Origin of the sequence: Algoriphagus aquatilis (assembly GCF_042657405.1) — a bacterium.
GTDB classification, from domain to species: domain Bacteria; phylum Bacteroidota; class Bacteroidia; order Cytophagales; family Cyclobacteriaceae; genus Algoriphagus; species Algoriphagus aquatilis.
In genome coordinates, this window is record NZ_JBHSKS010000001.1 from 304,898 (window position 1) to 327,777 (window position 22,880).

General features: G+C 43.2%; 18 protein-coding genes. 7 read left to right on the plus strand and 11 right to left on the minus strand.

The features are described from left to right. Positions 1–8 precede the first annotated feature (8 nt). The 4 genes from ACFPIK_RS01260 to ACFPIK_RS01275 are packed head-to-tail and all read right to left on the minus strand — an operon-like array spanning position 9 to position 7,271. Entirely contained in the window at positions 9–1,421 is a 1,413-nt protein-coding gene (locus ACFPIK_RS01260) for a sulfatase family protein (protein ID WP_377911392.1), read from the minus strand. Between the two features lie 5 nt (positions 1,422–1,426). Beyond that, complete coding sequence (locus tag ACFPIK_RS01265; RefSeq protein WP_377911394.1) at positions 1,427–2,743, minus strand: vanadium-dependent haloperoxidase; 1,317 nt, start codon at positions 2,741–2,743, stop codon at positions 1,427–1,429. Then, a complete protein-coding gene (locus ACFPIK_RS01270; protein WP_377911396.1) occupies positions 2,740–6,009 on the minus strand; it encodes a VCBS repeat-containing protein in 3,270 nt (1,089 codons plus the stop codon). The genes ACFPIK_RS01265 and ACFPIK_RS01270 overlap by 4 nt, the downstream gene beginning before the upstream one ends. Positions 6,010–6,023: 14 nt before the next feature. Then, complete coding sequence (locus ACFPIK_RS01275; protein WP_377911398.1) at positions 6,024–7,271, minus strand: ROK family transcriptional regulator; 1,248 nt, start codon at positions 7,269–7,271, stop codon at positions 6,024–6,026. Positions 7,272–7,478: 207 nt separating this feature from the next. Between ACFPIK_RS01275 and ACFPIK_RS01280 the strand changes: the two genes are divergently transcribed. Continuing rightward, a complete protein-coding gene (locus tag ACFPIK_RS01280; RefSeq protein WP_377911400.1) occupies positions 7,479–8,000 on the plus strand; it encodes a cupin domain-containing protein in 522 nt (173 codons plus the stop codon). 201 nt (positions 8,001–8,201) lie between these two features. On the opposite strand, the gene ACFPIK_RS01285 is transcribed toward ACFPIK_RS01280, so the two are convergent. The 6 genes from ACFPIK_RS01285 to ACFPIK_RS01310 all read right to left on the minus strand — a co-directional run bounded on the left by ACFPIK_RS01285 (position 8,202) and on the right by ACFPIK_RS01310 (position 13,438). Then, the gene (locus ACFPIK_RS01285; RefSeq protein WP_377911402.1) at positions 8,202–8,366 is read right to left on the minus strand and encodes a Lacal_2735 family protein; all 165 of its coding nucleotides are present in this window, start codon (positions 8,364–8,366) and stop codon (positions 8,202–8,204) included. Between the two features lie 44 nt (positions 8,367–8,410). Next, positions 8,411–9,982, minus strand: coding sequence for a toxin-antitoxin system YwqK family antitoxin (locus tag ACFPIK_RS01290; protein WP_377911404.1), 1,572 nt, complete (start codon positions 9,980–9,982; stop codon positions 8,411–8,413). A gap of 116 nt (positions 9,983–10,098) precedes the next feature. After that, positions 10,099–10,662: a hypothetical protein gene (locus tag ACFPIK_RS01295; protein ID WP_377911406.1), complete on the minus strand. Its 564-nt coding sequence runs from the start codon at positions 10,660–10,662 to the stop codon at positions 10,099–10,101. Between the two features lies 1 nt (position 10,663). Further along, positions 10,664–11,662 carry a 3-oxoacyl-ACP synthase III family protein gene (locus ACFPIK_RS01300; RefSeq protein WP_377911408.1) on the minus strand — a complete coding sequence of 333 codons (999 nt, stop codon included), beginning with the start codon at positions 11,660–11,662 and terminating at the stop codon, positions 10,664–10,666. An 87-nt stretch (positions 11,663–11,749) separates the two neighbouring features. After that, positions 11,750–12,448 carry an SOS response-associated peptidase gene (locus ACFPIK_RS01305; protein ID WP_377911410.1) on the minus strand — a complete coding sequence of 233 codons (699 nt, stop codon included), beginning with the start codon at positions 12,446–12,448 and terminating at the stop codon, positions 11,750–11,752. A 30-nt stretch (positions 12,449–12,478) separates the two neighbouring features. Beyond that, a complete protein-coding gene (locus ACFPIK_RS01310) occupies positions 12,479–13,438 on the minus strand; it encodes a YheT family hydrolase (protein ID WP_377911412.1) in 960 nt (319 codons plus the stop codon). Positions 13,439–13,548: 110 nt separating this feature from the next. On the opposite strand from ACFPIK_RS01310, the gene ACFPIK_RS01315 reads away from it, so the two are divergent. From ACFPIK_RS01315 to ACFPIK_RS01330, 4 genes are all read left to right on the plus strand, one after another. Further along, positions 13,549–15,192, plus strand: coding sequence for a pyruvate dehydrogenase complex dihydrolipoamide acetyltransferase (locus ACFPIK_RS01315; RefSeq protein WP_377911414.1), 1,644 nt, complete (start codon positions 13,549–13,551; stop codon positions 15,190–15,192). Positions 15,193–15,377: 185 nt separating this feature from the next. After that, a complete protein-coding gene (gene hslV, locus ACFPIK_RS01320) occupies positions 15,378–15,920 on the plus strand; it encodes an ATP-dependent protease subunit HslV (protein ID WP_377911416.1) in 543 nt (180 codons plus the stop codon). 110 nt (positions 15,921–16,030) lie between these two features. Next, positions 16,031–16,696 carry a TetR/AcrR family transcriptional regulator gene (locus tag ACFPIK_RS01325; RefSeq protein ID WP_377911783.1) on the plus strand — a complete coding sequence of 222 codons (666 nt, stop codon included), beginning with the start codon at positions 16,031–16,033 and terminating at the stop codon, positions 16,694–16,696. A gap of 3 nt (positions 16,697–16,699) precedes the next feature. Continuing rightward, on the plus strand, positions 16,700–18,019 hold the full coding sequence (locus tag ACFPIK_RS01330; protein WP_377911418.1) for an ABC1 kinase family protein: 1,320 nt from the start codon (positions 16,700–16,702) through the stop codon (positions 18,017–18,019). A gap of 334 nt (positions 18,020–18,353) precedes the next feature. Here ACFPIK_RS01330 and ACFPIK_RS01335 read toward each other — a convergent pair whose 3' ends face one another. Next, complete coding sequence (locus tag ACFPIK_RS01335) at positions 18,354–19,541, minus strand: PQQ-dependent sugar dehydrogenase (RefSeq protein WP_377911420.1); 1,188 nt, start codon at positions 19,539–19,541, stop codon at positions 18,354–18,356. Between the two features lie 92 nt (positions 19,542–19,633). Between ACFPIK_RS01335 and ACFPIK_RS01340 the strand changes: the two genes are divergently transcribed. Both ACFPIK_RS01340 and ACFPIK_RS01345 read left to right on the plus strand, forming a co-directional pair. Then, positions 19,634–21,559: an ABC-F family ATP-binding cassette domain-containing protein gene (locus ACFPIK_RS01340; protein WP_377911422.1), complete on the plus strand. Its 1,926-nt coding sequence runs from the start codon at positions 19,634–19,636 to the stop codon at positions 21,557–21,559. Between the two features lie 27 nt (positions 21,560–21,586). Next, entirely contained in the window at positions 21,587–22,855 is a 1,269-nt protein-coding gene (locus tag ACFPIK_RS01345; RefSeq protein WP_377911424.1) for a type IX secretion system plug protein, read from the plus strand. Positions 22,856–22,880: the final 25 nt, after the last annotated feature.

The following is a 22,880-nucleotide window of genomic DNA, read 5'->3' on the forward strand; positions in this document are numbered from 1 at the left end:
TCGTGGCCTTATTTTTCTGAAATTCTTCCGGGCTCTCGATTGCCTGTTCCCTGTCTTTGGGTGAGTTGATCGCCCATATCTGACCTTGCTTTTTCGGCAAATTGATGAAGCATCTTTACGATTTCAGGGAAGTTGCTGTAAATGTCTGTGGTTTCTCCTGGGTCATGGGATAAGTCAAAAAGTTGTTCCTTTTCCAGTCGGATATGAGCGTATTTCACAGGTAATCCATCGTTTCGGAGTTCTGATCCTGCCGAAATCGTGCGGTAAACATGAGGAAAAACCAGTTTCCATTTGTCATAAATGACCGCCTGCAGTTCGTTTTGGTTGTAATAGGCGAAATAGGGGGTTGGTTTGACTTCTTTTCCCTGAAGCAGGTTCCACATCGAATTCCCATCGATTTTCAAGGGAGGCAAAGTAGCACCGGTGATTTCTGCCAAAGTAGGAAGGATGTCGATCGTCATGGTCGGTTGCTTCAGCGTGGTGCCTGATGGGATTTTTCCCAGCCAAGCCATCAATGCTGGGACTCGAATGCCTCCATCCCAGGAAGTACCTTTACCTTCCTTGAGCCCACCCTGGAGTCCTGCATGACCTCCGTAGGAAAGCCAAGGACCATTGTCGGAGGTGAAAATGATCAGCGTATTTTCTTCCAATCCAAGTTCCTTCAGCTTTTTTCGGATTTGCCCCACTGACCAATCGATCTCCATCATCACATCTCCGTAAAGTCCTTGGGAAGATTTCCCTTTAAACTTCTCCGAAACAAAAAGCGGTACATGAGGCATGCTGTGAGCGAGGTATAGGAAAAAAGGCCAATCCTGATTTTTATCGATAAACTCCAGCGATTTTTGAGTATACCAAGTAGTCAGCTCGCTTTGATCCTCAAGAAAAGCAAGTGTTTTTTCTCCTTGAATCAGGGGCAGGGGAGGGTAGTAATTTTTGGTTTCGGGATGGTTCGGCCACATGTCATTGGAGTAGGGAAGGCCAAAGAAACTGTCAAATCCCTGCCGGGTGGGTAAAAACTCTGGGTGGTGGCCCAAGTGCCATTTTCCGACCATGCCTGTGGCATACCCTTGAGATTTGAGCATTTCGGCGATGGTTGTCTCCTTTGGATTCAATCCATGCTTGGCGCTGTGGTCGAGTGCTCCATGAATCCCGATTCGATTGGCATAGGCTCCCGTCAGCAAAGCTGCCCTAGAAGCACTACAGACAGCATGAGGCACATAAAATTGCTCAAACTTGGCTCCGTCAGCCGCCAACTGATCGAGGTTGGGAGTCGTCCAACCCTTGGCTCCATATACCCCTAGGTCTCCATATGCCAGGTCATCGGCAAAAATCAAGATGATATTCGGCTTATCGGATTCTCCCTTATTGGCTAGAGGCAACTGAAAAAATCCTAGAAGCAAGAGGAGGGTCTGAAGAATCATGGGGATTACGGGGCTATGGTGATTTTGTCCAAGATATGTCTTCCGATTTTTTTTCCTTGGGCAATTCCGTTTTCGATTCCATCACGAAAGTGAATTCCTCCATAAAGTCTCGAAATAGAGGCCTCGTCTGCGGCTTGATAGAAAGAAGAAAACTGTCTTTCAGGCAAGCCAAAGTAAACTTCAGAGGTGTCCAAAAAGGAAAAATTATCGCCAAAATAAGCAGTCAAGATCTCTGCTGATGCACTGCTTATGACCGAGTGTCCTGAGGTGTATTCGGGAAAAGGAGGGGTTTGCAGTAAGGGTTTCCAGGAGTTGTCCACCTTTTGGTTGATGACTGTTTCCGGGCGGATTCGGTTGGTTTCATACTTGGCTTTCCAGCAGGATACAAAAGCGTCGTGAAGGCTCATGCCTACCAAGGCATGGATATAGGCAGTTTCAGCAAAACTGAGCTTAGCCTTTTCGGCGGCGATTCCCGTGATTCCTATCCAATGTCCCCCGGGAGATATCTTTTTTACCCCAATCGACATGTGCCCGGCAAATTCCACTTTGAATGGATTGCAGTCCCAGAAGTTGGCGATCAGCTTTTGTTCCTCGTTCAAAGATTTGCCGATTTGGTAGACTTCCTGAAGTTGGATTTGGAAAGGGCTGCCTTCGGTAAGGTCAAATGGGGCCATTTCCCTTGGTTTGAATTTTTCCAAGTCGGTCAGGAAAAAGGTCTTCATGGTTTTCCATTCAGGCTCTACCGCTGCCATGTAGGCAGGCGGAGTGGGATACCAGTTTCCTTCCCCTTCTTTCGGTGTATAGCGGGTCAGGGCGGTCAGTTGGATGTAGCCATCAGTTTTTGCAAGGTCAAGCACTTTTGCAGCCACTGTTTGAGCATACTGCAGGTGAGCTTCCAGTGATTTCTTGGATATGTACTTTTCCTTCAGCCCTCTCTTGATCCAGTTTTCCTGAGCTTTTTTTAATACATACCCGGAAGGCATGATTTTTTCACCCACCAAAAACATGGCATGTATTGCTGTAAATTCTAAAGAATTTAGGGAAGGAGTGGGTAGGCTCAATCCAGAAAATCGGGTAGCAGGAAGAATGTCAGGGTGCTTAAATGGATTGGTCGATTTTGAAATAGCGAGGTACGCGGCGAGATTGGTATACGCATAGATTCTCGCAGCTACGGGGGGACTTGCCACATCGGTCACCATTACTTCCGTAATGTGAAAAAGCTCCTCAGCGTAGATTTTTGGCCAATTAGTAGGGTTCTCTTGACCAAAAACAGAACCAGTCAAAATCAGTAAAACGCAAGATAGGAAAAGCCTTCGCATCATTTCAGTCGGTAGATTTCGGGTAGGTGCTGGTTGATTCCGAAAATAAACAATCTTTCACCGGCAGATTGGATTTCCACAATGGATTTGATGTCTTTTTGGAGGGTAATTCCCGAATCGATCGGACTCAAAGGCGAAAATTCCCCTTTTCCTTTTCCCAATAGGACCAGACCCAGTCCCGCGTCAATTTTACCAATCCGGATTCTGGCTTGGCTTTGATTGCCCCCCAGAATCAGATCCTGGACTCCGTCCTGATTGAGGTCAGTCACATGGATGGAATAGATGGGGAAATACTGAGCTTCACTGGGTAAGGCGTGGGCTTTGAATCCGTTACCAGTATTCTCAAAGTAAAAGGACTGAAGCGTATTGATTTCCAGCTTTTGAGCTGATTCCAACTCAGTTGGAGTGAATAAATCGGTCAGTTTAGCTTTGGAATACGAAGCGTAATCGGTGAATTTGCTCCGCATGCTTACCATTTGATCCAGAAGTTCATCTCGGCTGGCAAAAGGAAACAGGCCATCGCCGATCTGACTTTCAAAGATCGGATCAATGCTTCCGTTTTGGTCAAAATCTGCCGCGTAGAGTCTGAGCGGAAATTCCTTCGATGCCTTCAATTGAGAGTTGAAGCCAAAGTTGCCCACAATCAAGTCCAAGTCCCCATCTCCATCCATGTCAGCCTGACTGAGGCTATTCCACCAACCTGAGAGTTGATCATCAAAGTAGCTACCTGATTCTTCCAATCCTGAAGTACCATTGAGGAAGACTTTTGGCATCATAAATTCACCGACTAGGATGAGGTCATCGCGACCGTCACCGTTCAGGTCTTGGCTTACTCCACCAGTCAGCAAGCCGATTTTCGGATTTTTGAGAAAGTTGGATGTTTGGTCACTGAAGTTTCCTTTGCCATCGTTGATCAGGATTTTTGAATCGGGAATCTCCGGATAGCGCCCCGGAATGATTTTTCCTCCCACAAACAAATCCGGAAAACCATCTTGGTTTAAGTCCAAAGTCACTGCAGTTCCAGTGCTGATGAAATACCTTGGAAAGGCAGCCTGAGGCACCAAAACGCCGGAGCCATCATTGAGATATAGCCTGTCTCTTAGCGCTTCATCGGTGCTGAGGTAGTCGTGATATCCTCCGCTTCCCACAAAAAGATCCACTTTTCCATCTAGGTTGAAGTCCTCAAAAAGTACCACTGCATCCGTAAAGTCCGCAGAAGATCTAAACCCTCGGTAGACTTCCCAAGAATCCGCTGTTTTGGTATAAATCCGTGCCGGATTGCCTTTAGACCCCCCAATGAATAGTTCGGGATTACCGTCACCATTCAGATCTGCGGAGGCCATGATGGGCCCCAAATGACTTGGCATGGTAAGTAGCAGGGGCTGTCTTTTAAAGTCATTGACTGTCGATAGACTGGGATTAAAATCTAGACTTTGGTCAGCTTTTTCAAATAGCGTTGAATTCCCAGAAGTAATTGCTAAAGAATTGGAAGTCCCTTTGGCTGATAGGGTAAGGATCTGATTCGATTTTATGCCAAACAGTTTATCTATGGATTGATCCGGCCAAATGACCACCAAACTATCGATCATCGTGGCATTGCCTAGCCCGAAGTGAAGTCGGTAAGAACTCGAAGATTGGAATCCCCTGACAGGCTGTTGCTCCTGAAATTGAAGTTCACCACCCGCATAGGCAGTAAGTTTTGTTCCGATGGCAAAAGGATTTTTTCCGGGAAAGCTTACATCCACTTGAAGCCAATTTCCCTTTTGGCTTTTGTTTTCGAGGATTTCAGAAACCTGATTCAGGTGGTTTATGACCAAATCCAGATCTCCGTCATTGTCCAAGTCACTGTAGGCTGCTCCGCTGGAAAAGTTTTTTTCTGAAAATCCTGCCGTCAACGAGCGGTTTTTAAAAGTGATATCTCCTTGATTTTCATAAAAGTAATTATGAACTGGAGTAGAACTCATCGAAGTCACCAAATGAAGCGTGTCTGCTTTTTCTTTCGCTATGGCCTGCTTGAAATAGTAATCTCCTTTGTACTTCAGAAAATCGCGATTGGTGTAGTCTCGATAGTAGCCATTGGAAATGAAGAGGTCCTTTTTTCCGCTGTTATTGGCGTCAAAAAAAAGTGCTGACCAGCTCCAGTCTGTGTTGGAGATACCGGCTGCTTGTCCGATTTCCGAAAAAACACCCTTTCCGCGATTGAGGTGCAGCATATTTCGCATCAGTTGATGATGAAATCCTTGTTTCAGCATCAGGTTGTACTGCTCGTAGTTTTCAGGGCCGTAGAGGAGTTTTTGCCGTTCGTTGTCCTCGGGCAGCATGTCCAAGGTGAAAATGTCGGGCAGTCCATCATTGTTGACATCGGCGATATCTGCCCCCATGGAAAAATGGGAAATATGGGGAAGTAAACTGGAAGTCTGATCTACAAAGGTCCCGTTGCCTTGATTGATATACAGGTAGTCGGTCTCAATGTAGTCATTGGTCACCAAAAGATCCATCCAACCATCCTGATTGATGTCCGACGCGATCACTGCCAATCCAAAACCTAATGCAGAGCCTTTAATTCCTGCGGATTCACTGATGTCAGTAAATTTTCCCTGATCGTTTCGGTAGAGTTTATCTCCTGCGTAGGGGTGTCTTTGATTTTTTTCCCGATCAAATTCAAGTTCGGTAATCACTTCGATGTGGTGATTAAGGAGGTATAGATCCAAGTCACCGTCGTGGTCAAAGTCGAAAAACAAACCTTGGGTACTATTGGACGGATCATCGATTCCAAACTCAGTTGCTCTTTCCGTGAATTTGAAATTTCCGGCATTGATCCAAAGTTCGTTTCGTCGGGATTCCGGTGATTTTTTACCTGAGTAGCATACGTAAATGTCCAAGAGGCCATCGCCATTGACATCTGCCATGCTTACTCCGGTGGTCCAGGTATCTTTTCCTGCTATGCCGGCAGATTTGGTGATGTCTTCAAATTTAAGCCCACCCAAGTTTTTATAGAGCTTGTTTCCGGTCATATTGCCGGTGAAAAAAATATCATCCAGTCCGTCATTATTCAGGTCACCTACGGCAACTCCACCGCCATTGTAAAAGTATTCGTACCGGAGGATGTTATTTTGCTGGTCTTCTTTAAGTTGATTTTTGAAGGCTATGCCAGACTTTTTTGCGGGTATTTTTTCAAAAACGCTCTGGAATTGCTGACAGAATCCTTCGGAAGATGAAAGGAAAAAAATAGCAACCAGAATCTTTGTGTGAAAAAATACCCGCATCATCTCAATCTGATCTCTTAACCCAACCTGTTGATCACATCATCAAACAGTTTTTCATTTACTACAGCTACTCCTCCCATCAGACCGACATCTTTACCAAGTTGATACAAGGCCAACTGAGTTTTTTCTCGTGATTTGGCCATACTGTAGATATTCAAAGCCTGCTGAATTGGAGTGATGAGGTATTGATTTGCCTCAGCTACTGAACCACCGATAATGATCAATTCGGGATTCAGCAGCTGGATTAAGATGGAGATTCCCCGGCCAAGGTCTAGCCCAGCTTCGGAGAGAATTGTGATCGCTCGCTGATCTCCGGCGAGCGCAGCCTCGACTACTATTCCCGGTTCGATTTCTCCCTGATGATCTCTCACCATTCTTCCTAAAATGCTGTCTCTGTCCATTTTCATGGCTTCTTCTGCCATTTTTACGATTGCTGTTCCTGATGCTACGGATTCCAAACAACCTTTTTTGCCACAGGCACATGTAGTATCTCTGGACTCGAAAATTGGTGAATGAGAAAATTCACCTGCAAATCCTGAGGCGCCCTGATAGATTTTTCCATCGATGATAATCCCGAGCCCGATACCCCACCCAATGAAAATGCCCAGGACATTTTTGTAGGTATGTTCAGAGCCAAATTTGAATTCGGCCAGCGTCATTGCTCTGGCATCATTTTCTAAGAAGATCTTCTTGTTGAATCTAGCTTCTAGATTTTCTAGAAGGGTTTTCTTGCCAAACTTCAGGTGAGTGTAGTTGACTCCACCAATCGAATCGACCAATCCAGGCATCGAAAAGCCAATGGCAATTACTTTTTCGCTTGGGATACCGGAGGATTTGAGGAAATGATCAATATGAGCACAAAGAAGGTTGAACGTTTCTTCCTCATTATTTAAAGTCACTTTATGGTTTTCCTTCCCAAAAGCCAGCTCATGATTGCAATTATACAGAGCCAAGCACATAGTGAATTTGGATAGGTCTACGGATAGCACGTAAAATGCATCAGGTGCTAATCGATAGAGATCCGGTTTTCTTCCACCCTGAGATTCAGCTCGTCCTTGTTTGATCACCTCTCCGGAGGTCATCAAGTCGCTCAAAAGTGCATTGACAGTAGGAAGTGAAATACCCACTTCATTGCATATTTCACTTGCGGTATTGGCACCTTTCAGGTAGAGATTCTTTATGATCTTTATTTTATTGATATAACTTTTTATCTCTACAACTCCCTCCATTTTGGAGATTACTTCCTGAGGATTGATTAGGTTCATAAGTATTAAGTATGGCTTGAAGTAAGGCAAATTTTAGGTTTCAAAAAATACTTTATGAAAAAAATTAAATAATGTTCTCCAATTTCAAAAAACTTGTTCGACTTTATTTCTATTTGTTTCCAAATTTCTCAAAAAGATTTACAATTTCTTCTTTGCCGCCTGTAAGGTTGAAATTGTTAATTTTAGCCTTTCTATAACTTATTCATCATGTCTGTTTTGAGTCTTAGCCCTGAAATGGGGAAAAATGAAGTATTTAAGCAAGTTGAAATTTTTTTGGCTGAATCGGGTTTTAGGATTCACTCCAGTGATCCACAGCGTCCGTGGGGTGGATTTTTTGTTTTGGAGGAAGGTGATATTCGAAAGTTTAAAGACACCTTCTTTCCCTCAGTGGTACTTACTGAGGATCAGTTTGCTCAGAAGCTTAGTCCCAAATTTCTTTTGGTATCCCCTGGTGCGAGGCTCTCTTGGCAATACCATTTTAGAAGATCTGAATTGTGGACTTTGATTGCAGGTACAGGGTCAATTTCCAGGAGTTTGATAGATGATCAGTCTGCACCTGTTTCTCTGGAGATCGGAAAGGTAGTGGAACTGGCAAAAGGGGAAAGGCATCGGCTAATCGGTAATTCTGGCTGGGGAATCGTGGCGGAAATTTGGGTTCACACGGATCCTAATCATCCTTCGGATGAATCAGATATTGTAAGGTTGCAAGATGACTACTCCAGAAATTAAAAAAGCCTGGGGCATCACACCCAGGCTTTACAAAAAATCTGATTTTGTTGTTCGAATCCTCAATCACCCTTAAAATAAACTTTCACAGTTTATACTATGAATCCGAACGATATAAAAAGGGACTGAATCTAATGATTTGAAATTGAAATTCAAATATTTGTATATAAAAAGTCATTACATGTTTTGGAATGACTTTTTATTTCAAACGAGCTTGTCGATTTTTTTTGCGATCTCCTCAGCCTCTGCCATTAGCTTGTCAGCGGCTGTTCTATTGGAGTGTGATAACTTATGTGCATCAGCCATCATCTTGGCGTAGGCTTCCTGCAGCTTTTCTTTTTCAGATTTCTTTTTAAATAGTCCAAACATGGTTTTGTGTTTTCTAGACCAACAGGACTTAGAGAGGGATTGTTTTAAGGGAAAAACTGAATCGTTTTCGACTGCTCTTCTACGACTTCGTCATCTTTGAAATTAACAAGGTCTTCCAATCTTCCTGAAGAATTATAAAACCGCCAAGGTCCCTGTTTTTTACCTTCTTTCATGGCACCTTCAGAAGCTTTTTTGCCGGTTTCATGATAATAAATCCAAGTACCATCTGCTTTGCCTGATTTATAGCTGCCCTCAGACTCTTTCAATCCATTGACATAGTAGGTAATTCGGGTTCCTTCTCCGTTTTTGAGAGTTCCTTTGTCCAAGATCTTTTTTCCATCCAAGGCGTAATATTCCCCTACATTTAGTAGCCTGCCATTATCCCAAAATTCTTCCTGGGTCAACTGTTTGTTGTCATAAAAAAGCCCCCAGATGCCATTTTCAAATCCTAGGTTGTAGGATCCGACTGATTTCAATTGACCTCCATCGTAATAATAAAACCATTGACCATTTTCTAAGCCAAGGGTATATTCTCCCTCAGCAATGAGGATCCCGATTTTATTAAAAAATTTCCACAGCCCGGTTTTCAGGTCGTTTCTGTATTCTCCTATGGAATACAGTTGACCATCGGGATAGAAGTTTTTCCAAATACCGCTTTTAGATCCGCTGATGTATTGTCCCTGCACAGAAATCTGACCTGAACTGTGGTATTCCACGTACTCGCCTACAGGTACTCCCAATTCGTATTGCTTCTTTTTGGAAACTGCCTTATTAGGAAAATATTCCTCCCAAATTCCTATGGCGATGTCGTTTGCGTATCGCTCAATTCTGGCAATTCTTCCCGTTTGATAGTAGTATTTCCATTCTCCTGTTTTTTTTCCGGATTCATCGTAATACTCCTCAGATTCGAGTGTTTTTGTTCCTGGGAAATAACTTTTCCATTCCCCAATCTTTTTTCCATTTCGGTAATTTCCCGATTCCAATACCACATTTGGGAATGAATACCGTTTGAAATTCCCTTCAAACTGACCTTTGGAAGCCATGGCTTCTACAACCACATTTCCCTCGGGATCATATTCCAAGTAAGGACCTTCACGTAATCCCTCACTGTAAAACTCCCGGATTGCAATTTCTCCAAATTCAAAAAACGTGACCCATTGGCCTGTTTTTAGTCCCTTGTCATATTGGCCTTCTACCTTTACACTTTTGGGATCCACATAAGCTGGGGCGTTAGTGGTACCAAAATACTCGATGTATTTTCCTACTAAGACGCTGTCTTGAAAAATCATCTCTCGCTTGAGAGATCCTGCCTCATCATAGAATCGGGCAGGTCCAAAAAGCTTTCCATCTCGGTAGGCAGCCATTTCCTTTAATTTTCCATTAGGATAAAAAGTTGACCATGTACCATCTCTCTTTCCGTTTTTGAAGGTGCCCTCTGTGATTAATATGTTGGACTTTCGATTATAAAATTTCCATAGACCTGTTTGAATATTTCTATCCAAGACGCCAGTGCCCATGATACTTGAATCGGGACTATAAATCACCGAGACTTTTGGCGACTGTGAAAAGGAGTAAAAATGAACAAAGGAAAATACCGCGAGCAGCAAATATTTCATAAGTAGAGTTTTTCGGCTAGGGTGGGGGGCTTGCCCTTGGTTAACGTACATAGAGATAGTTATGACATAGGTACGTGTGAATTCTTTTACTGTTTAAAATTAATTTAAATCCCAACTTAGGAACTATGTTTTAATTCAAGACTGATGATTTTTTTTATTTCACTTACAAGGAGTCGGACAGTGGATTTTAGCTCTCCAAAAATTGGAACCTCTTTGATCCAGAGCTGGAAGTCAGCCGCTCTGATCTCTGTCCGGATTGGTGAAGCAGTAGTTTTTTTATCCAAAATCAAAGCTCCAAAATCCCAAGGATCGTCCACCTTGCCCAGTTGAAAATCACAGTTAAGTAGTTCATTCGAGGGGATTTCAGCCCTTTTGCCCAGAAAAATCAGGATAAAAAATCCATGGCCAAACCAATTGAGAAGTCGAATATTGCAGCCGACCGCTTTGTCAAAATCCCTTATCAGGTCAAGTACTTGATAAGGATAGCCGAGTAGGTCATTTCCTTTGGTGACTTTTTTTCCCCTGGAGGCTTTAAAAAATGCAGTAAGCTCTTCGTTTGATATGGAATTTCCTACCGTCTCCAGGAGGTGGAGGAATTGGTTCTTAAGCTGATTTTGCCTTTCCATGACTGACCTATCCAGCCAAAGATCAAGATCCAAATCCTCCTGATTTTCTTTCATTTTACCATCTTAACAATGCAGATGCCCAAGCAAAACCAGACCCAAAGGCAGCCAAACAAACCAAATCACCATCTTTCAATCTTCCTTGTTCCCAAGCTTGGGATAGTGCGATTGGGATTGTTCCCGCAGTCGTGTTGCCTAGGTACATGATGTTGTTAAATACTTTTTCATCCGGAAGTTGAAGCTTCTGTTGGATGTACTGACTGATTCTAAGATTGGCTTGGTGCGGTACGAGTAGGTCAATTTCTTCCTTGCTTACTCCATTGTGGCTCAAGGCCTCCTGAATTACTTCCATAAATCGAACTACGGCATGCTTAAACACTGCGTTTCCGTTCATTTTTAGGAAAAAGTCACCCCGCTCGATCATTTCTTGAGAAATTCTGACTTTTCCGCTGGAGCTTGGTGCGATGCAATAAAGTTCTTCAGCATGAGCTCCTTCTGAATGGAGGTGAGTACTCAGGATTCCAGGATGGTCATTTTCTGCTCTGCCCAAAATCACAGCACCGGCTCCATCTGCAAAGATGACCGCGCTGGATCTTCCCTCGTCGCTCTTGTCCAAGGCAGAAGACTGAATCTCAGCACCGACCACGAGGATTTTTTTATACATCCCAGTCTTGATGAATTGATCAGCGACTGAAAGAGCATAAATAAAACCCGAACATGCATTTCGAATATCCAATGCACCAATCGATTTCAAACCAAGTTCTCTTTGGAGCAAAACCCCATTGCCAGGCAAAAAGTAGTCTGAGGTGATGGTAGCGAAAATGATAAAATCTATTTCTTCAGGAGCCGTTTTTGACCGTTCCATTGCCAATCGGCTGGCTTTGGCTGACATGTTGGTGACAGTGTCCACTCCAGGGGTATACCATCTTCTTTCTTGAATGCCGGTACGTTCGACGATCCATTCATTGGAGGTATTCATCATTTTGGAGAGGTCCTCATTGGTGACGATTCTCTCCGGCACGTAGTGCCCTGCACCAAGAATTCTTGAATTATACATGTTTATTTGGGTCTAATACATTTGGAAAAGCTGTAAATATCGGTTGTGTCACAGACTCCTACAAAATTCCATAGGATTTGGAGTTGTTTATCCAAACAAGGTGTAATTGCCAAACTGATCCATGGGGGAGGTTCTCCTCAATATGCTTGGAGAGTCATTTAGCACCGAATTGACCAAAGGAGATACGGTATAGCTCTGCATCAGTTCTGCTGGATAAGTAGTGAGCATTTTAGAGAGATCTTCTTCCGAAGTGTATTTATCCAGCCATTTTTTCTCCTGATCTCTTTTTAAAATTACTGGCATGCGGTCATGAACTTCCTCTACTAGTTCATTTGGAGTAGTAGTAAGGATCAAAAAAGTGTGTTGTGATTCGCCAGAGACGGTTTCATATTCTTCCCAGATCCCCGCAAAGGAGAAAATCTCTTCTTCTCTTAAGGTAAACCGGTAGGGTATTTTGGTCTTTTTCCCGAGTTTTTTCCATTCAAAAAAGCCATCTGCAGGTATCAGGCATCGTCTTCGCTGAAAAGAACCTTTGAATGATATTTTTTCATTGACGGATTCTGCCCGTGCATTGATGAGTTTTTGAGCTACGGGTTTATTTTGTCCAAAATCAGGAGTGATTCCCCAATAGAAAAAAGAAAAGCCTTTAGGACTATCTGAGGTGATCACAGGAACTAGCTGTGTGGGTGCGATATTAAATCTAGGTTTGAAGTCAGCAAGCATCTCTGCCTGAAAGCGTTCCTCAAGTTCGATTTTACTTTTATTCAGTGAATAGCGACCGCACATGTGCTTGATTTTTAAATATTCGGTGGGAAGTTAGAGATCATGGTTAATAAATTCAACTGCCCGAGCTTCAGAGTAATAGGTTTTTTCTGCCGAATTGGATGCAAAGCCAACATGTCCTCCATGCTTTGGGAATTCAAAAAATACAAGATCCAGTTTTTTTGCAAGAGAAAAAGGATAGCAGGTTTGGCTGAGAAAAGGATCATTCTGGGCATTCAGAATCAAAGTGGGGACTTCAATCCTGTCAAGAAACTGCAGTGAAGAATTGACCTGATAGTATTCTTTTGCATCGGCAAAACCATGCAAAGGCCCTGTAATCATATCATCAAAGTCACGAAGAGATTTTACTTTTTGAAGTTTTTCCAAGGGCAATTCATCCGGAAAAAGAGCTGCTTTCCGTGAGACTTTTTCTTTGAGTGTTTTTAGAAATCGCTTGGAGTACATCAGGTTTTGCCCGGTGGAGATTTTGTCACAAGAACCTCCCAGATCCAATGGAACAGAGATGGCAGCGGCTTTTTTTATTTTAGGAAAGCTGTTTTTTACTTCACCCAGAAATTTCAAAGTGAGATTTCCGCCCAGGCTAAATCCAACCAAGTAAACTTCCTGGTAATTTTTTTGGGTATGTGTGAACACCGACATCAAATCATAGGTGGCGCCACTGTGGTAGAATATTGCTTTTTGATTGAGCTCTTCGCTACAACCCCGGTAGTTCCAAGTGAGAACATCAAACCCTTCGGAGAAGAATTTTTGCGCCATTCCCAGCATGTAAGGTCTTGAACTGTTGCCTTCTAGACCATGACTAATGATGACCAATCGAGAATGGTTTCCTTTATACCAATCCAAATCCAAAAAGTCGCCATCGGGTGTTTCAATGCGCTCTCTATGGGGGTTTTTGAAAGTTACCTGTCTAAAAAGAGCAGGGTAAATGGTTTCTAAATGTCCATTAAAAAGCCATTTTGGTCTTTTGTAGGAGCTGTTAGGAAGTAATGGCATGGTGATAAGAGACCCAAAAGAGGTCGGAAAATACAGGATATAAATTTGAATAAAGCGTTTTTAAAAACTATTTTTGGGCTCTTTAAAAAACGACAAGCTCTAAATTACCTATGGCCGAAATTATAAGAATGCCAAAAATGAGTGACACCATGGAAGAGGGTGTGATTGCGTCATGGTTGAAAAAAGTAGGTGACACTGTGAAGCCAGGGGATATCCTTGCCGAGGTGGAAACTGACAAAGCTACCATGGAGCTCGAATCCTACGAAGAAGGTGTTCTTTTATACATTGGAGTTCAAGAGAAAGATTCCGTGCCTGTCAATGGCATCATTGCGATAATCGGAGAAAAGGGAGAGGACTTTCAGCATTTGTTGAATGGCTCTACTCCAGCTCCAGCAAAAGCTGCTGAAGTACCAGCTGCTCCAACAGCTGTAGAAGTGAAGCCTGCTGCTGCTCCTGCCGAGAAGATCGATACCTCATCCATCAATGCGACGGTGATCACGATGCCAAAAATGAGTGATACTATGCAAGAGGGAACTATTGCTTCTTGGCTCAAAAAAGTAGGCGATGTGGTGAAATCAGGTGAGATTATCGCTGAAGTCGAAACTGACAAGGCTACCATGGAATTGGAGTCTTATGAAGACGGAGTCTTATTGTATATAGGTGTAGAAGCTGGAAACAGTGTGGCTGTAGATGGCGTGATCGCGGTGATCGGTGAAAAAGGTGCCGATTACCAGACGCTTCTCAAAGCCCAGCAATCCGGTGGTTCAAAATCTGCTACACCAGCTGAATCAACTCCAACGCCAGCCATAGAAGTAAAGGCTACTCAAGCTAGCCCAGCTCCTGTAGTAGCTGCCCCAGTGATTGAGACATCAAATTCTTCTGCAAACGATCGACTTAAAGCTTCTCCTTTGGCCAAAAAGATTGCCGCTGAGAAGGGGGTTGACATCCGCCAGGTGCAAGGTTCAGGCGAGGGAGGAAGAATCGTGAAGAAAGACATTGAAACATTTGTTCCTGCCGCTCCAAAAGCAGCTTCTGCTCCAGCACCAGCAGTGTCTAGTCCAGCATTGGGTCAGGAAAGCTTCCGTGAGGAGAAGGTTTCACAAATGCGTAAAACCATTGCCAAGCGATTGGCAGAAAGTAAGTTTGGCGCTCCGCACTTCTACCTCACCATGGAAATCAACATGGATAAGGCGATCGAAGCGAGAAAGAGCATGAATGAGTTTTCATCAGTGAAGATCTCCTTCAATGATATGGTGATCAAAGCTGCAGCAGTTGCTTTGCGCCAGCATCCCAAAGTAAATTCAAGCTGGTTGGGTGACAAAATTCGTTACAACGACCACATCCATATCGGGATGGCAGTAGCAGTGGAGGAGGGACTTTTGGTTCCGGTGATCCGCTTTGCTGACCAACTTTCACTTTCTCAGATATCCAATCAGGCGAAAACGCTGGGTGGTAAAGCCAAGAACAAAGAGCTACAGCCAAAAGATTGGGAAGGAAATACCTTTACCATCTCCAATTTGGGAATGTTTGGTATTGAGGAATTCACTGCCATCATCAACCCGCCTGATGCTTGCATTTTGGCAGTAGGTGGTATCAAAGAGACAGTGATCGTAAAAGACGGTCAGATGAAGATTGGAAATGTCATGAAAGTGACGCTCAGCTGTGACCACAGAGTTGTGGATGGAGCGGTCGGTTCGGCTTTCCTTCAGACTCTAAAAGGTCTTCTGGAAGATCCGGTCAGAATCCTGATCTAAGAATACCTGCCAAAAAGTCCTGTTCTGATAGCTATCGGAACAGGACTTTTTGCTTTTGTATGGTTCTTGTGTAATTCAGATCGAGAATTATTTAGAATTTAATTGTCACCTGTTTACTGTTCGAAGTTCAACGTTTTTGATATCGAACCTTGAACTATGAACTCTTCTAACCAATAAAGCCACAAATGGAAAAAATCAAATCAACCACTGTCGTTGCCATCCGCCACAATGGAGAAGTCGTCATCGGAGCAGATGGTCAGGCGACTTTGGGAAATACAGTCGCTAAAAGTACGGTCAAGAAAATCAGAGTGCTGCAAGGTGGGAAGATCGTGACTGGATTTGCCGGTTCGACAGCCGATGCATTTACCTTACTGGAAAAATTTGAAGAGAAGCTAGGCGCCTTCGGAAACAACATGAAGCGTGCAGCAGTAGAACTTGCCAAAGAATGGCGTATGGACCGTATGCTGAGCCGATTGGAGGCGATGATGATTGTAGCGGACAAGGATGATATTCTGATTATTTCCGGTACCGGAGACGTCATCGAACCGGATATGGAAATTGCCACGATCGGTTCCGGTAGCATGTTTGCCCAGTCAGCTGCCAGAGCCATGAAGAAGTTTGCTCCTAACCTGACAGCGGAGGAAATGGTGAGAGAAAGCCTCCACATTGCTGCCGATGTCTGTATCTATACCAACCATAATTTGGTGATCGAAAAAGTGAAGGCCTGAATTACTGATCAAATTCATAGTCGAAGCCGGAATTCTTTTCCGGCTTTTTTTGTGTTTCACAAAACCTGAAGGGGTTCTTGGATGTTATTCCAGTGTATTATCTCATTCCGATGGAAACACCTACTGTCAAAAAGACAAGCAAAAAAGACTACCGCAAGCTGATTTTGGAAGGTTTTGTAAATCATGTCTTAGAACATGGGACTCAGCCCAATTCCGTATTCAAGTTTGCAAAAGAGTTGAAAATGAAAGAGGAGGAATTCTATACCTATTTCACCTCCTTCGAAGCAATCAAGTCGGCCATTTGGGTGTCGATCTATGACTTTACATTAGAATCAATCGAATCTCAGGAAGTATTCAAAGAATACAGTGCAAGAGAGAAATTTCTTAGCTTCTTGTTTACCTGGATTGAAGAATTAAAGAAAAATCGTTCCTACCTGTTGAGTTTGTATTCAGACAAAACTCAATCATTCAAATCTCTTCCCGTCGACACGAAGGAGTTTAAGGAGAAGTTTAAAGACTTTGCCAATGAGATCGTATTAGAAGGGAAAGAGACCCAGGAAATCGCAACTAGGCCTTTTATCACGGAGAAATACGACGAGGCACTTTGGCTTCAGGTAGCCTTTGTCTTTAGATACTGGCTGGATGACCGCAGTCCAAGGTTTGAAAAAACAGATGCTGCGATTGAAAAATCAGTAAATCTCGCTTTTGACCTGATGGGAAAAAGTGCATTAGATACCTTCTTGGATTTCGCCAAGTTCCTCTACCAAAATAAATAATTCATGTCTGGCAAAGTAAAAGAGCAGGAAGCCATTCCGGTTTCCAAAGTGCAGCGGGCGGCCAAATTCATATCCACAGGAGCTAAAGTAGGAGGAAATTACGTCAAGCATTACGCAAAAAAGATGGTCAATCCATCCCTTGACAAAGAGGAGTTGCACCAAAACAACGCTTCGGACATCTACAACTCTTTGAGCGAACTTAAGGGTTCTGCCTTGAAGGTAGCTCAAATGATGTCCATGGATAAAAATCTACTTCCTAGAGCTTATCAGGACAAGTTTACGATGGCGCAATATTCTGCACCGCCTTTGTCTTATCCGCTTGTGGTCAAGACCTTCCAAAAGTACTTTGGAAAGACACCTGAACAGCTTTTCGATACCTTTACCAGATCAGCTGTCAATGCTGCCTCGATTGGACAAGTCCATCAAGCCACTAAAGACGGTCAAACTTTCGCAGTAAAAATTCAGTACCCGGGTGTTGCAGACTCTGTAAGTTCTGACCTCAAATTGGTAAAGCCTTTCGCTCTCCGAATTTTGAATATGAACGAAAAGGAACTTGACCATTACATGGAGGAGGTAGAAGAAAGGCTTGTAGAAGAAACAGATTACCACTTGGAGGTCGAGCGTTCGCGAGAAATCTCAAATGCCTGCACTCATATTCCCAATCTTAAATTTCCCAAATACTACGATGAGTGGAGTTCTGAGCGAATCATTACGATGGACTGGATTTCCGGCAAGCACATCAAGGAGTGGATGGAAACCAATCCGAGCCAAACGTTAAAAAACCAGGTTGGTCAGGCGCTTTGGGACTTTTACCATCACCAGGTACATCATCTGAAGCAGGTACATGCAGATCCGCATCCGGGTAATTTCATCATCGAACCGGACGGTACGTTAGGAATCATTGATTTTGGTTGTGTGAAGGTTATTCCAAAGGACTTTTATCAAGGTTATTTTGCCTTGATCAAAAAGGAATTAGTCATGAAAGAAGAGGAACTCAATCAGGTGTTTTATTCGTTGGACTTCATTTCGGATAAAGATACCGAGGAGGAAAAATTGTATTTCAAAGGCGTATTCAAGGAAATGATTTCGCTGTTGGGAAAACCTTTCCATGTGGAGCGGTTCGACTTTGCGGACGACAGTTACTTTGAGCAAATCTTCTTGCTGGGTGACCGAATTTCCAATGACAAAATGTTTAAAAAATCCAGACAGGCTAGGGGATCAAGACATGGCTTGTATATCAACAGAACCTACTTTGGGCTTTACAATTTGCTCAATCAGCTACAGGCTGAGGTAGACACAACCAAGCCTGAATGGCTAAGATGATCAGTTTAGTTAGTAATGAAATTCCTCGATTTTATCGGGGATTTTTTTTGAGCTTAATTTGCCACAGATGCACAGATGGATATTCAAAAAATTAATAGAATAAAGGTTCTATCAAGGGCACTGAGATTTTGAAAATGCTTAATCTTTAGATGTTCTTAATCTTAATTACTTTTTGGTGCTGATCATTTTGAACCATTAAGGAAATGAAGAAATTAAGGATTTTTTTCTCAGGGAATAGTTTGGTTTAGGTTTCGATTTCATACTTCCCTCATCTTAATGCCCTAAATTTCTTACTGTTTAAATCAAAAAAAGAGGCCGAAGGCCCCTTTTTTATTTACTTGGAATAAGTCACCCGATAGATACAGTTGGCCATATCGTCGGAGATAAGCAGACTTCCGTCCGGCAATTCTTGCACGTCCACGGGTCGGCCCCAGACATCCTGGGTAGCCGGATTGAGCCATCCTGAAGCAAATACTTCCTGTCCGGTAACTTTTCCGCTTGCATCGATTTTTGCCAAAACAACTTCATAGCCGGACTTTTTGCTTCGATTCCAACTTCCGTGTTTAGCGATGATGGCATTGTTTTTAAAATTGGCAGGGAACATGCCTCCCTGATAAAAGCGCATTCCAAGTGGAGCCGTATGCGCTCCCATTTTTGCCGCAGGAGCCACATAGGCAGAGGCCTCTTTTCCTTTGCTTCCAAATTCAGGATCTTTTACCGTACCGGCATGCCAATAGGGATAGCCGAAGTGTTGACCTTTGGCAGTTGCTCTGTTTAGCTCACAGTCAGGGACATCATCGCCCATCATATCCCGTCCATTATCCGTAAACCAAAGCTCTTTGGATTGCGGATGCCAAGCAAAACCGACTGTATTTCTAACCCCATGGGCATAGACTTCAGGTTTTGCTCCGGGTTTGCTCACGTCCAAGCGGGTGATGCTGGCGTAGATAGGGTTTTCCTTTTCGCAGATGTTGCAAGGAGCACCGACCGGAACGTAAAGCATTCCATCAGGTCCGAATGCAATAAATTTCCAGCCATGATGACCGTCAGTCGGGTAGCCATCATAGACTACTTCATATTTTGGAGTGGTCAGGTTGTTTTTGATGTCTTTGAACCGTAGGATTCGATTAACCTCGGCAACATAAAGGTCACCGTTTTTGTAGGCTACTCCATTTGGCATGCGAAGGCCTTCGGCAAGGATAAATTTGTAATCCGCTTTGCCATCGGCGTTTTCATCGACAAGGGCATAGACATTTTTCTCCTGACGATTTCCCACGAATACAATCCCGTTTTCTGAAATTGCCATGGATCGTGCATTTGTCACATCCGCTGCCCAAACGCTGATTTTAAAACCTGCTGGGAGTTTGATTTGATCGAGCTTTACATCAGCTTTGGCAGTTCTGATGTCTTTTTTATTACTTCCAGATGAGGTGGAAACAGGGGAGAGCTTGCCTTGGCAGCTTGCGTTCAGCGTGAGAAATCCCAAGGCTAGAGAAAGTACTAGTAGTTTGATGGAATTCATGAGATTGGGTGTTTTTGTAAAAATAAGCTAATACTTCCTATAATGTTTTGCCAGATCAAGTGGATAAGCGGGGCAATGGTTATTTTTGCGCCATGTTATCGATTAGCAACCTTTCCTATTTCATCGGCGGACGAGCTCTTTACGAAAATGCCAACCTTCATATCAAGCCAAAAGACAAAATTGGTCTCGTTGGTCAAAATGGTACAGGCAAGTCCACTTTGCTCAAAATCATCCATGGAGATTATCAAGCTACTACCGGTGAAGTACAAAAAGCGAAGGATTGTACGATTGGTTTTTTGAACCAAGATCTTCTTTCCTATCAGTCTGACGAGAGTATTCTGAATGTAGCCTTGGCGGCATTTAAGGAAACTTTGGCACTTCAAGACGAAATCGACAAGGTGCTCAAGCAGATGGAGACAGACTATTCGGAGGAAGTAATCAATCGACTGGCTTATTTACAGGATCGATTTGAATCCAATGAAGGCTATACGATCAAAGCCAAAGCAGAAGAGGTTTTGGAAGGGATCGGTTTTCAGACTGCCGATCTCCAAAAGCCACTTCGTCAATTTTCCGGAGGTTGGCGAATGCGCGTGATGTTGGCCAAGCTTCTTTTGGAAAAGCCATCCTTGCTGATGCTGGACGAACCTACTAACCACCTGGATTTGCCTTCCATTCAGTGGGTGGAGAATTACCTGAAAAACTATGAAGGTGCGGTAGTGGTGGTTTCTCACGATCAGACTTTTCTCGATAACTGCATCAGTACAACGGTCGAAGTGGCCAATCAAACACTAACTTCCTATCCGGGGAATTACTCTTTTTATAAAGAAGAGAAAAAGCTCCGCATGGAGCTGCAGCAAAATGCCTACGAGAATCAGCAGCAGATGATCAAGCAGACCGAGCGATTCATTGAGCGTTTCCGGGCTAAGGCGACCAAATCCAATCAGGTTCAGTCCAGAATCAAAGCATTGGATCGTATGGAACGGGTACACGAAGTGGTGAATGATGAGGCTTTTGTCAATTTTAAATTCAAGTTTTCCCAGAAATCAGGTAGAGATGTGGTCGTTTTGGATCATGTGTCCAAGGCCTATGGTGATCTGGTGATCCTGAAAAATACCACTGCACGAATCGAGCGTGGAGATAAAATAGCACTCATTGGGGCTAACGGAAAAGGTAAATCGACTTTGCTTCGGATCATTGCCGGAACGGAGCAAATTCAGGGAAGCCGTAGCGAAGGTCATAACGTAATCAAATCCTTCTTTGCGCAGCATCAGTTGGAAGCGTTGACTTTGGACAATGAGATCATTCAGGAAATGTCTCAAGCGGGAAGTGGAAAGACAGAAATGGAGCTTCGTGGTGTTTTGGGATGCTTTCTCTTTTCCAATGAGGAGGTTTACAAAAAGATCAAAGTTCTTTCTGGGGGTGAGAAATCCCGGGTGGCTTTAGCGAAAACCCTGATTTCAGAAGCTAACTTTTTGCTCCTTGACGAACCTACCAACCACTTGGACTTTCAGTCGGTGAATATCTTGATTCAGGCCCTGCAGCAATATGAAGGTACTTTTATTACCGTGTCTCACGATCGACATTTTATCAAAGGGGTGGCTAATAAGATTTGGTACATCGAAAATCATGAGATCAAAGAATATCCTGGCACGTATGAGGAATATGAATTCTGGCGTAGTCAGCAAGTGGAAATAAAGCCTCAAATTCAGGAGCTTTCGAAAGTGGAAAAAAAACCAATCGAAACTCCGAGAAATACGCCCGAAATTCAGCAGGCAAAGAGAGATCTGAAAAAGCTTGAAGAACAATTGGGTAAGATTGAAAAAGAGATTGAAACTCTGGATCTCTTGAAACTTGAAGTTGAACAAAAAATGGCGGATCCCGACCTGTATTTGGATGAAGGGAAGGCCCAAAAACTTCAGGAAAGCTACCAAAGTGTGCAAACCAATCTTTATGAGGCCAATGCTAAATGGGAGAATTTGGTGGATCAGATTTCTATCTTGCAGGAGCAGCTGAAATAAATTAGTGTTCGAAAATCTGAAAAATGTATGAAGTGGATTGGGATTGTTTTTGCATTAATTCTTGGACCGGGTATAAGCAAAGCTCAGGTTTTAGAAGACAGGATTTTTGTTGATCATATTCAGTCTGCAAGACTTTTCCCACAAGGACCAGGAGTAGACAGTCAATTGGATGCGCCGGTGGTTTCCTTATCCGATGCGAGGCAGTTGGTTTTGGTATTTGATGACTTGGCCTATGATCCGGAGTTGTATACCGCTAAGCTGATTCATTGTGATGCTGATTGGAAAAAGTCAGCCTTGAGAGACAATGATTTTTCTGTTGCTTTCAATGAGTATAATGTCCAAGATTATTCCTACTCAGTCAACACGAGGATTCCCTACATCCATTATTCTTTTTCCCTACCTCGCGTGACTAAATCCGGAAATTATATTCTAAAAGTATATAAAAACCGAAATGAAAATGAGGTAGTACTGACTCGGAGATTTATGGTCTATGAAGAGTCAGCAGTGGTGGGAGCCAGTATTGTTCCTCCAAATCAAACGGAGGACAGGCGAGAACTCCAACAGATCAATACAGTAATCAATTATTCCAATCTGGATGCAGTAGATCCCACCACCCAATTCAAAGTGGTGATCCGACAAAATCAGCGATGGGACAACGCTAAGTTCTTATCTAAACCAACTTTTTTGAATCAAAGCTCCAAAATCATGCGATTTGAGCCTTTTGAAGGTGAAAGTACTTTTAAAGCTGGAAATGAATTTAGGTTTATCGACTTAAGGTTTATCAGAGCGACTGGTGTAAATGTGGGTTCGGTAAAAGTTGAAGAAACTATCATTTTGGCAGAAGCTCTATTGGATAATCCCAGACCGGGAGGAGCATATTCTCAATATTTGGATTTGAATGGTCAATACCTTGTTCTTACCAATGATCGCCCAGGAGGAAATCCAGAAGTGGAATCAGAATACTTGTATACCACTTTTTTTCTAAAAGCAGATCCTGGCCAGTCCATCAGAATGCTGGGCTCTCTTTCCGGATGGGGAAAAATCCCTGAATCCAAAATGGTATATGACGCCAAAACTAAGCTATATACAACTTCCCTGTTACTCAAGCAGGGTTGGTACGATTACCAATACGGGGAAGAAGTTTCCCTTGGAACCTTTGAATCAGACTCCTTTGAGGGTAGTCATTTTCAGACTGAAAATCAATATGAAGTTTTGGTTTATTACCGAGGGCTTGGTTCCCGATACGACCAGCTGGTAGGTTATGCTTTTATCCAGCCAAATCGAAGAAGGTTGTAGCAAAAAAAAATCCCCATTTGGGGAT

What these genes read in the sequence shown, in the direction of transcription:
- ACFPIK_RS01260 (WP_377911392.1), bottom strand. Translation starts at nt 1,421, where the DNA reads ATGATTCTTCAGACCCTCCTCTTGCTTCTAGGATTTTTTCAGTTGCCT.
- ACFPIK_RS01265 (WP_377911394.1), bottom strand. Translation starts at nt 2,743, where the DNA reads ATGATGCGAAGGCTTTTCCTATCTTGCGTTTTACTGATTTTGACTGGT.
- ACFPIK_RS01270 (WP_377911396.1), bottom strand. Translation starts at nt 6,009, where the DNA reads ATGATGCGGGTATTTTTTCACACAAAGATTCTGGTTGCTATTTTTTTC.
- ACFPIK_RS01275 (WP_377911398.1), bottom strand. Translation starts at nt 7,271, where the DNA reads ATGAACCTAATCAATCCTCAGGAAGTAATCTCCAAAATGGAGGGAGTT.
- ACFPIK_RS01280 (WP_377911400.1), top strand. Translation starts at nt 7,479, where the DNA reads ATGTCTGTTTTGAGTCTTAGCCCTGAAATGGGGAAAAATGAAGTATTT.
- ACFPIK_RS01285 (WP_377911402.1), bottom strand. Translation starts at nt 8,366, where the DNA reads ATGTTTGGACTATTTAAAAAGAAATCTGAAAAAGAAAAGCTGCAGGAA.
- ACFPIK_RS01290 (WP_377911404.1), bottom strand. Translation starts at nt 9,982, where the DNA reads ATGAAATATTTGCTGCTCGCGGTATTTTCCTTTGTTCATTTTTACTCC.
- ACFPIK_RS01295 (WP_377911406.1), bottom strand. Translation starts at nt 10,662, where the DNA reads ATGAAAGAAAATCAGGAGGATTTGGATCTTGATCTTTGGCTGGATAGG.
- ACFPIK_RS01300 (WP_377911408.1), bottom strand. Translation starts at nt 11,662, where the DNA reads ATGTATAATTCAAGAATTCTTGGTGCAGGGCACTACGTGCCGGAGAGA.
- ACFPIK_RS01305 (WP_377911410.1), bottom strand. Translation starts at nt 12,448, where the DNA reads ATGTGCGGTCGCTATTCACTGAATAAAAGTAAAATCGAACTTGAGGAA.
- ACFPIK_RS01310 (WP_377911412.1), bottom strand. Translation starts at nt 13,438, where the DNA reads ATGCCATTACTTCCTAACAGCTCCTACAAAAGACCAAAATGGCTTTTT.
- ACFPIK_RS01315 (WP_377911414.1), top strand. Translation starts at nt 13,549, where the DNA reads ATGGCCGAAATTATAAGAATGCCAAAAATGAGTGACACCATGGAAGAG.
- hslV (WP_377911416.1), top strand. Translation starts at nt 15,378, where the DNA reads ATGGAAAAAATCAAATCAACCACTGTCGTTGCCATCCGCCACAATGGA.
- ACFPIK_RS01325 (WP_377911783.1), top strand. Translation starts at nt 16,031, where the DNA reads ATGGAAACACCTACTGTCAAAAAGACAAGCAAAAAAGACTACCGCAAG.
- ACFPIK_RS01330 (WP_377911418.1), top strand. Translation starts at nt 16,700, where the DNA reads ATGTCTGGCAAAGTAAAAGAGCAGGAAGCCATTCCGGTTTCCAAAGTG.
- ACFPIK_RS01335 (WP_377911420.1), bottom strand. Translation starts at nt 19,541, where the DNA reads ATGAATTCCATCAAACTACTAGTACTTTCTCTAGCCTTGGGATTTCTC.
- ACFPIK_RS01340 (WP_377911422.1), top strand. Translation starts at nt 19,634, where the DNA reads ATGTTATCGATTAGCAACCTTTCCTATTTCATCGGCGGACGAGCTCTT.
- ACFPIK_RS01345 (WP_377911424.1), top strand. Translation starts at nt 21,587, where the DNA reads ATGAAGTGGATTGGGATTGTTTTTGCATTAATTCTTGGACCGGGTATA.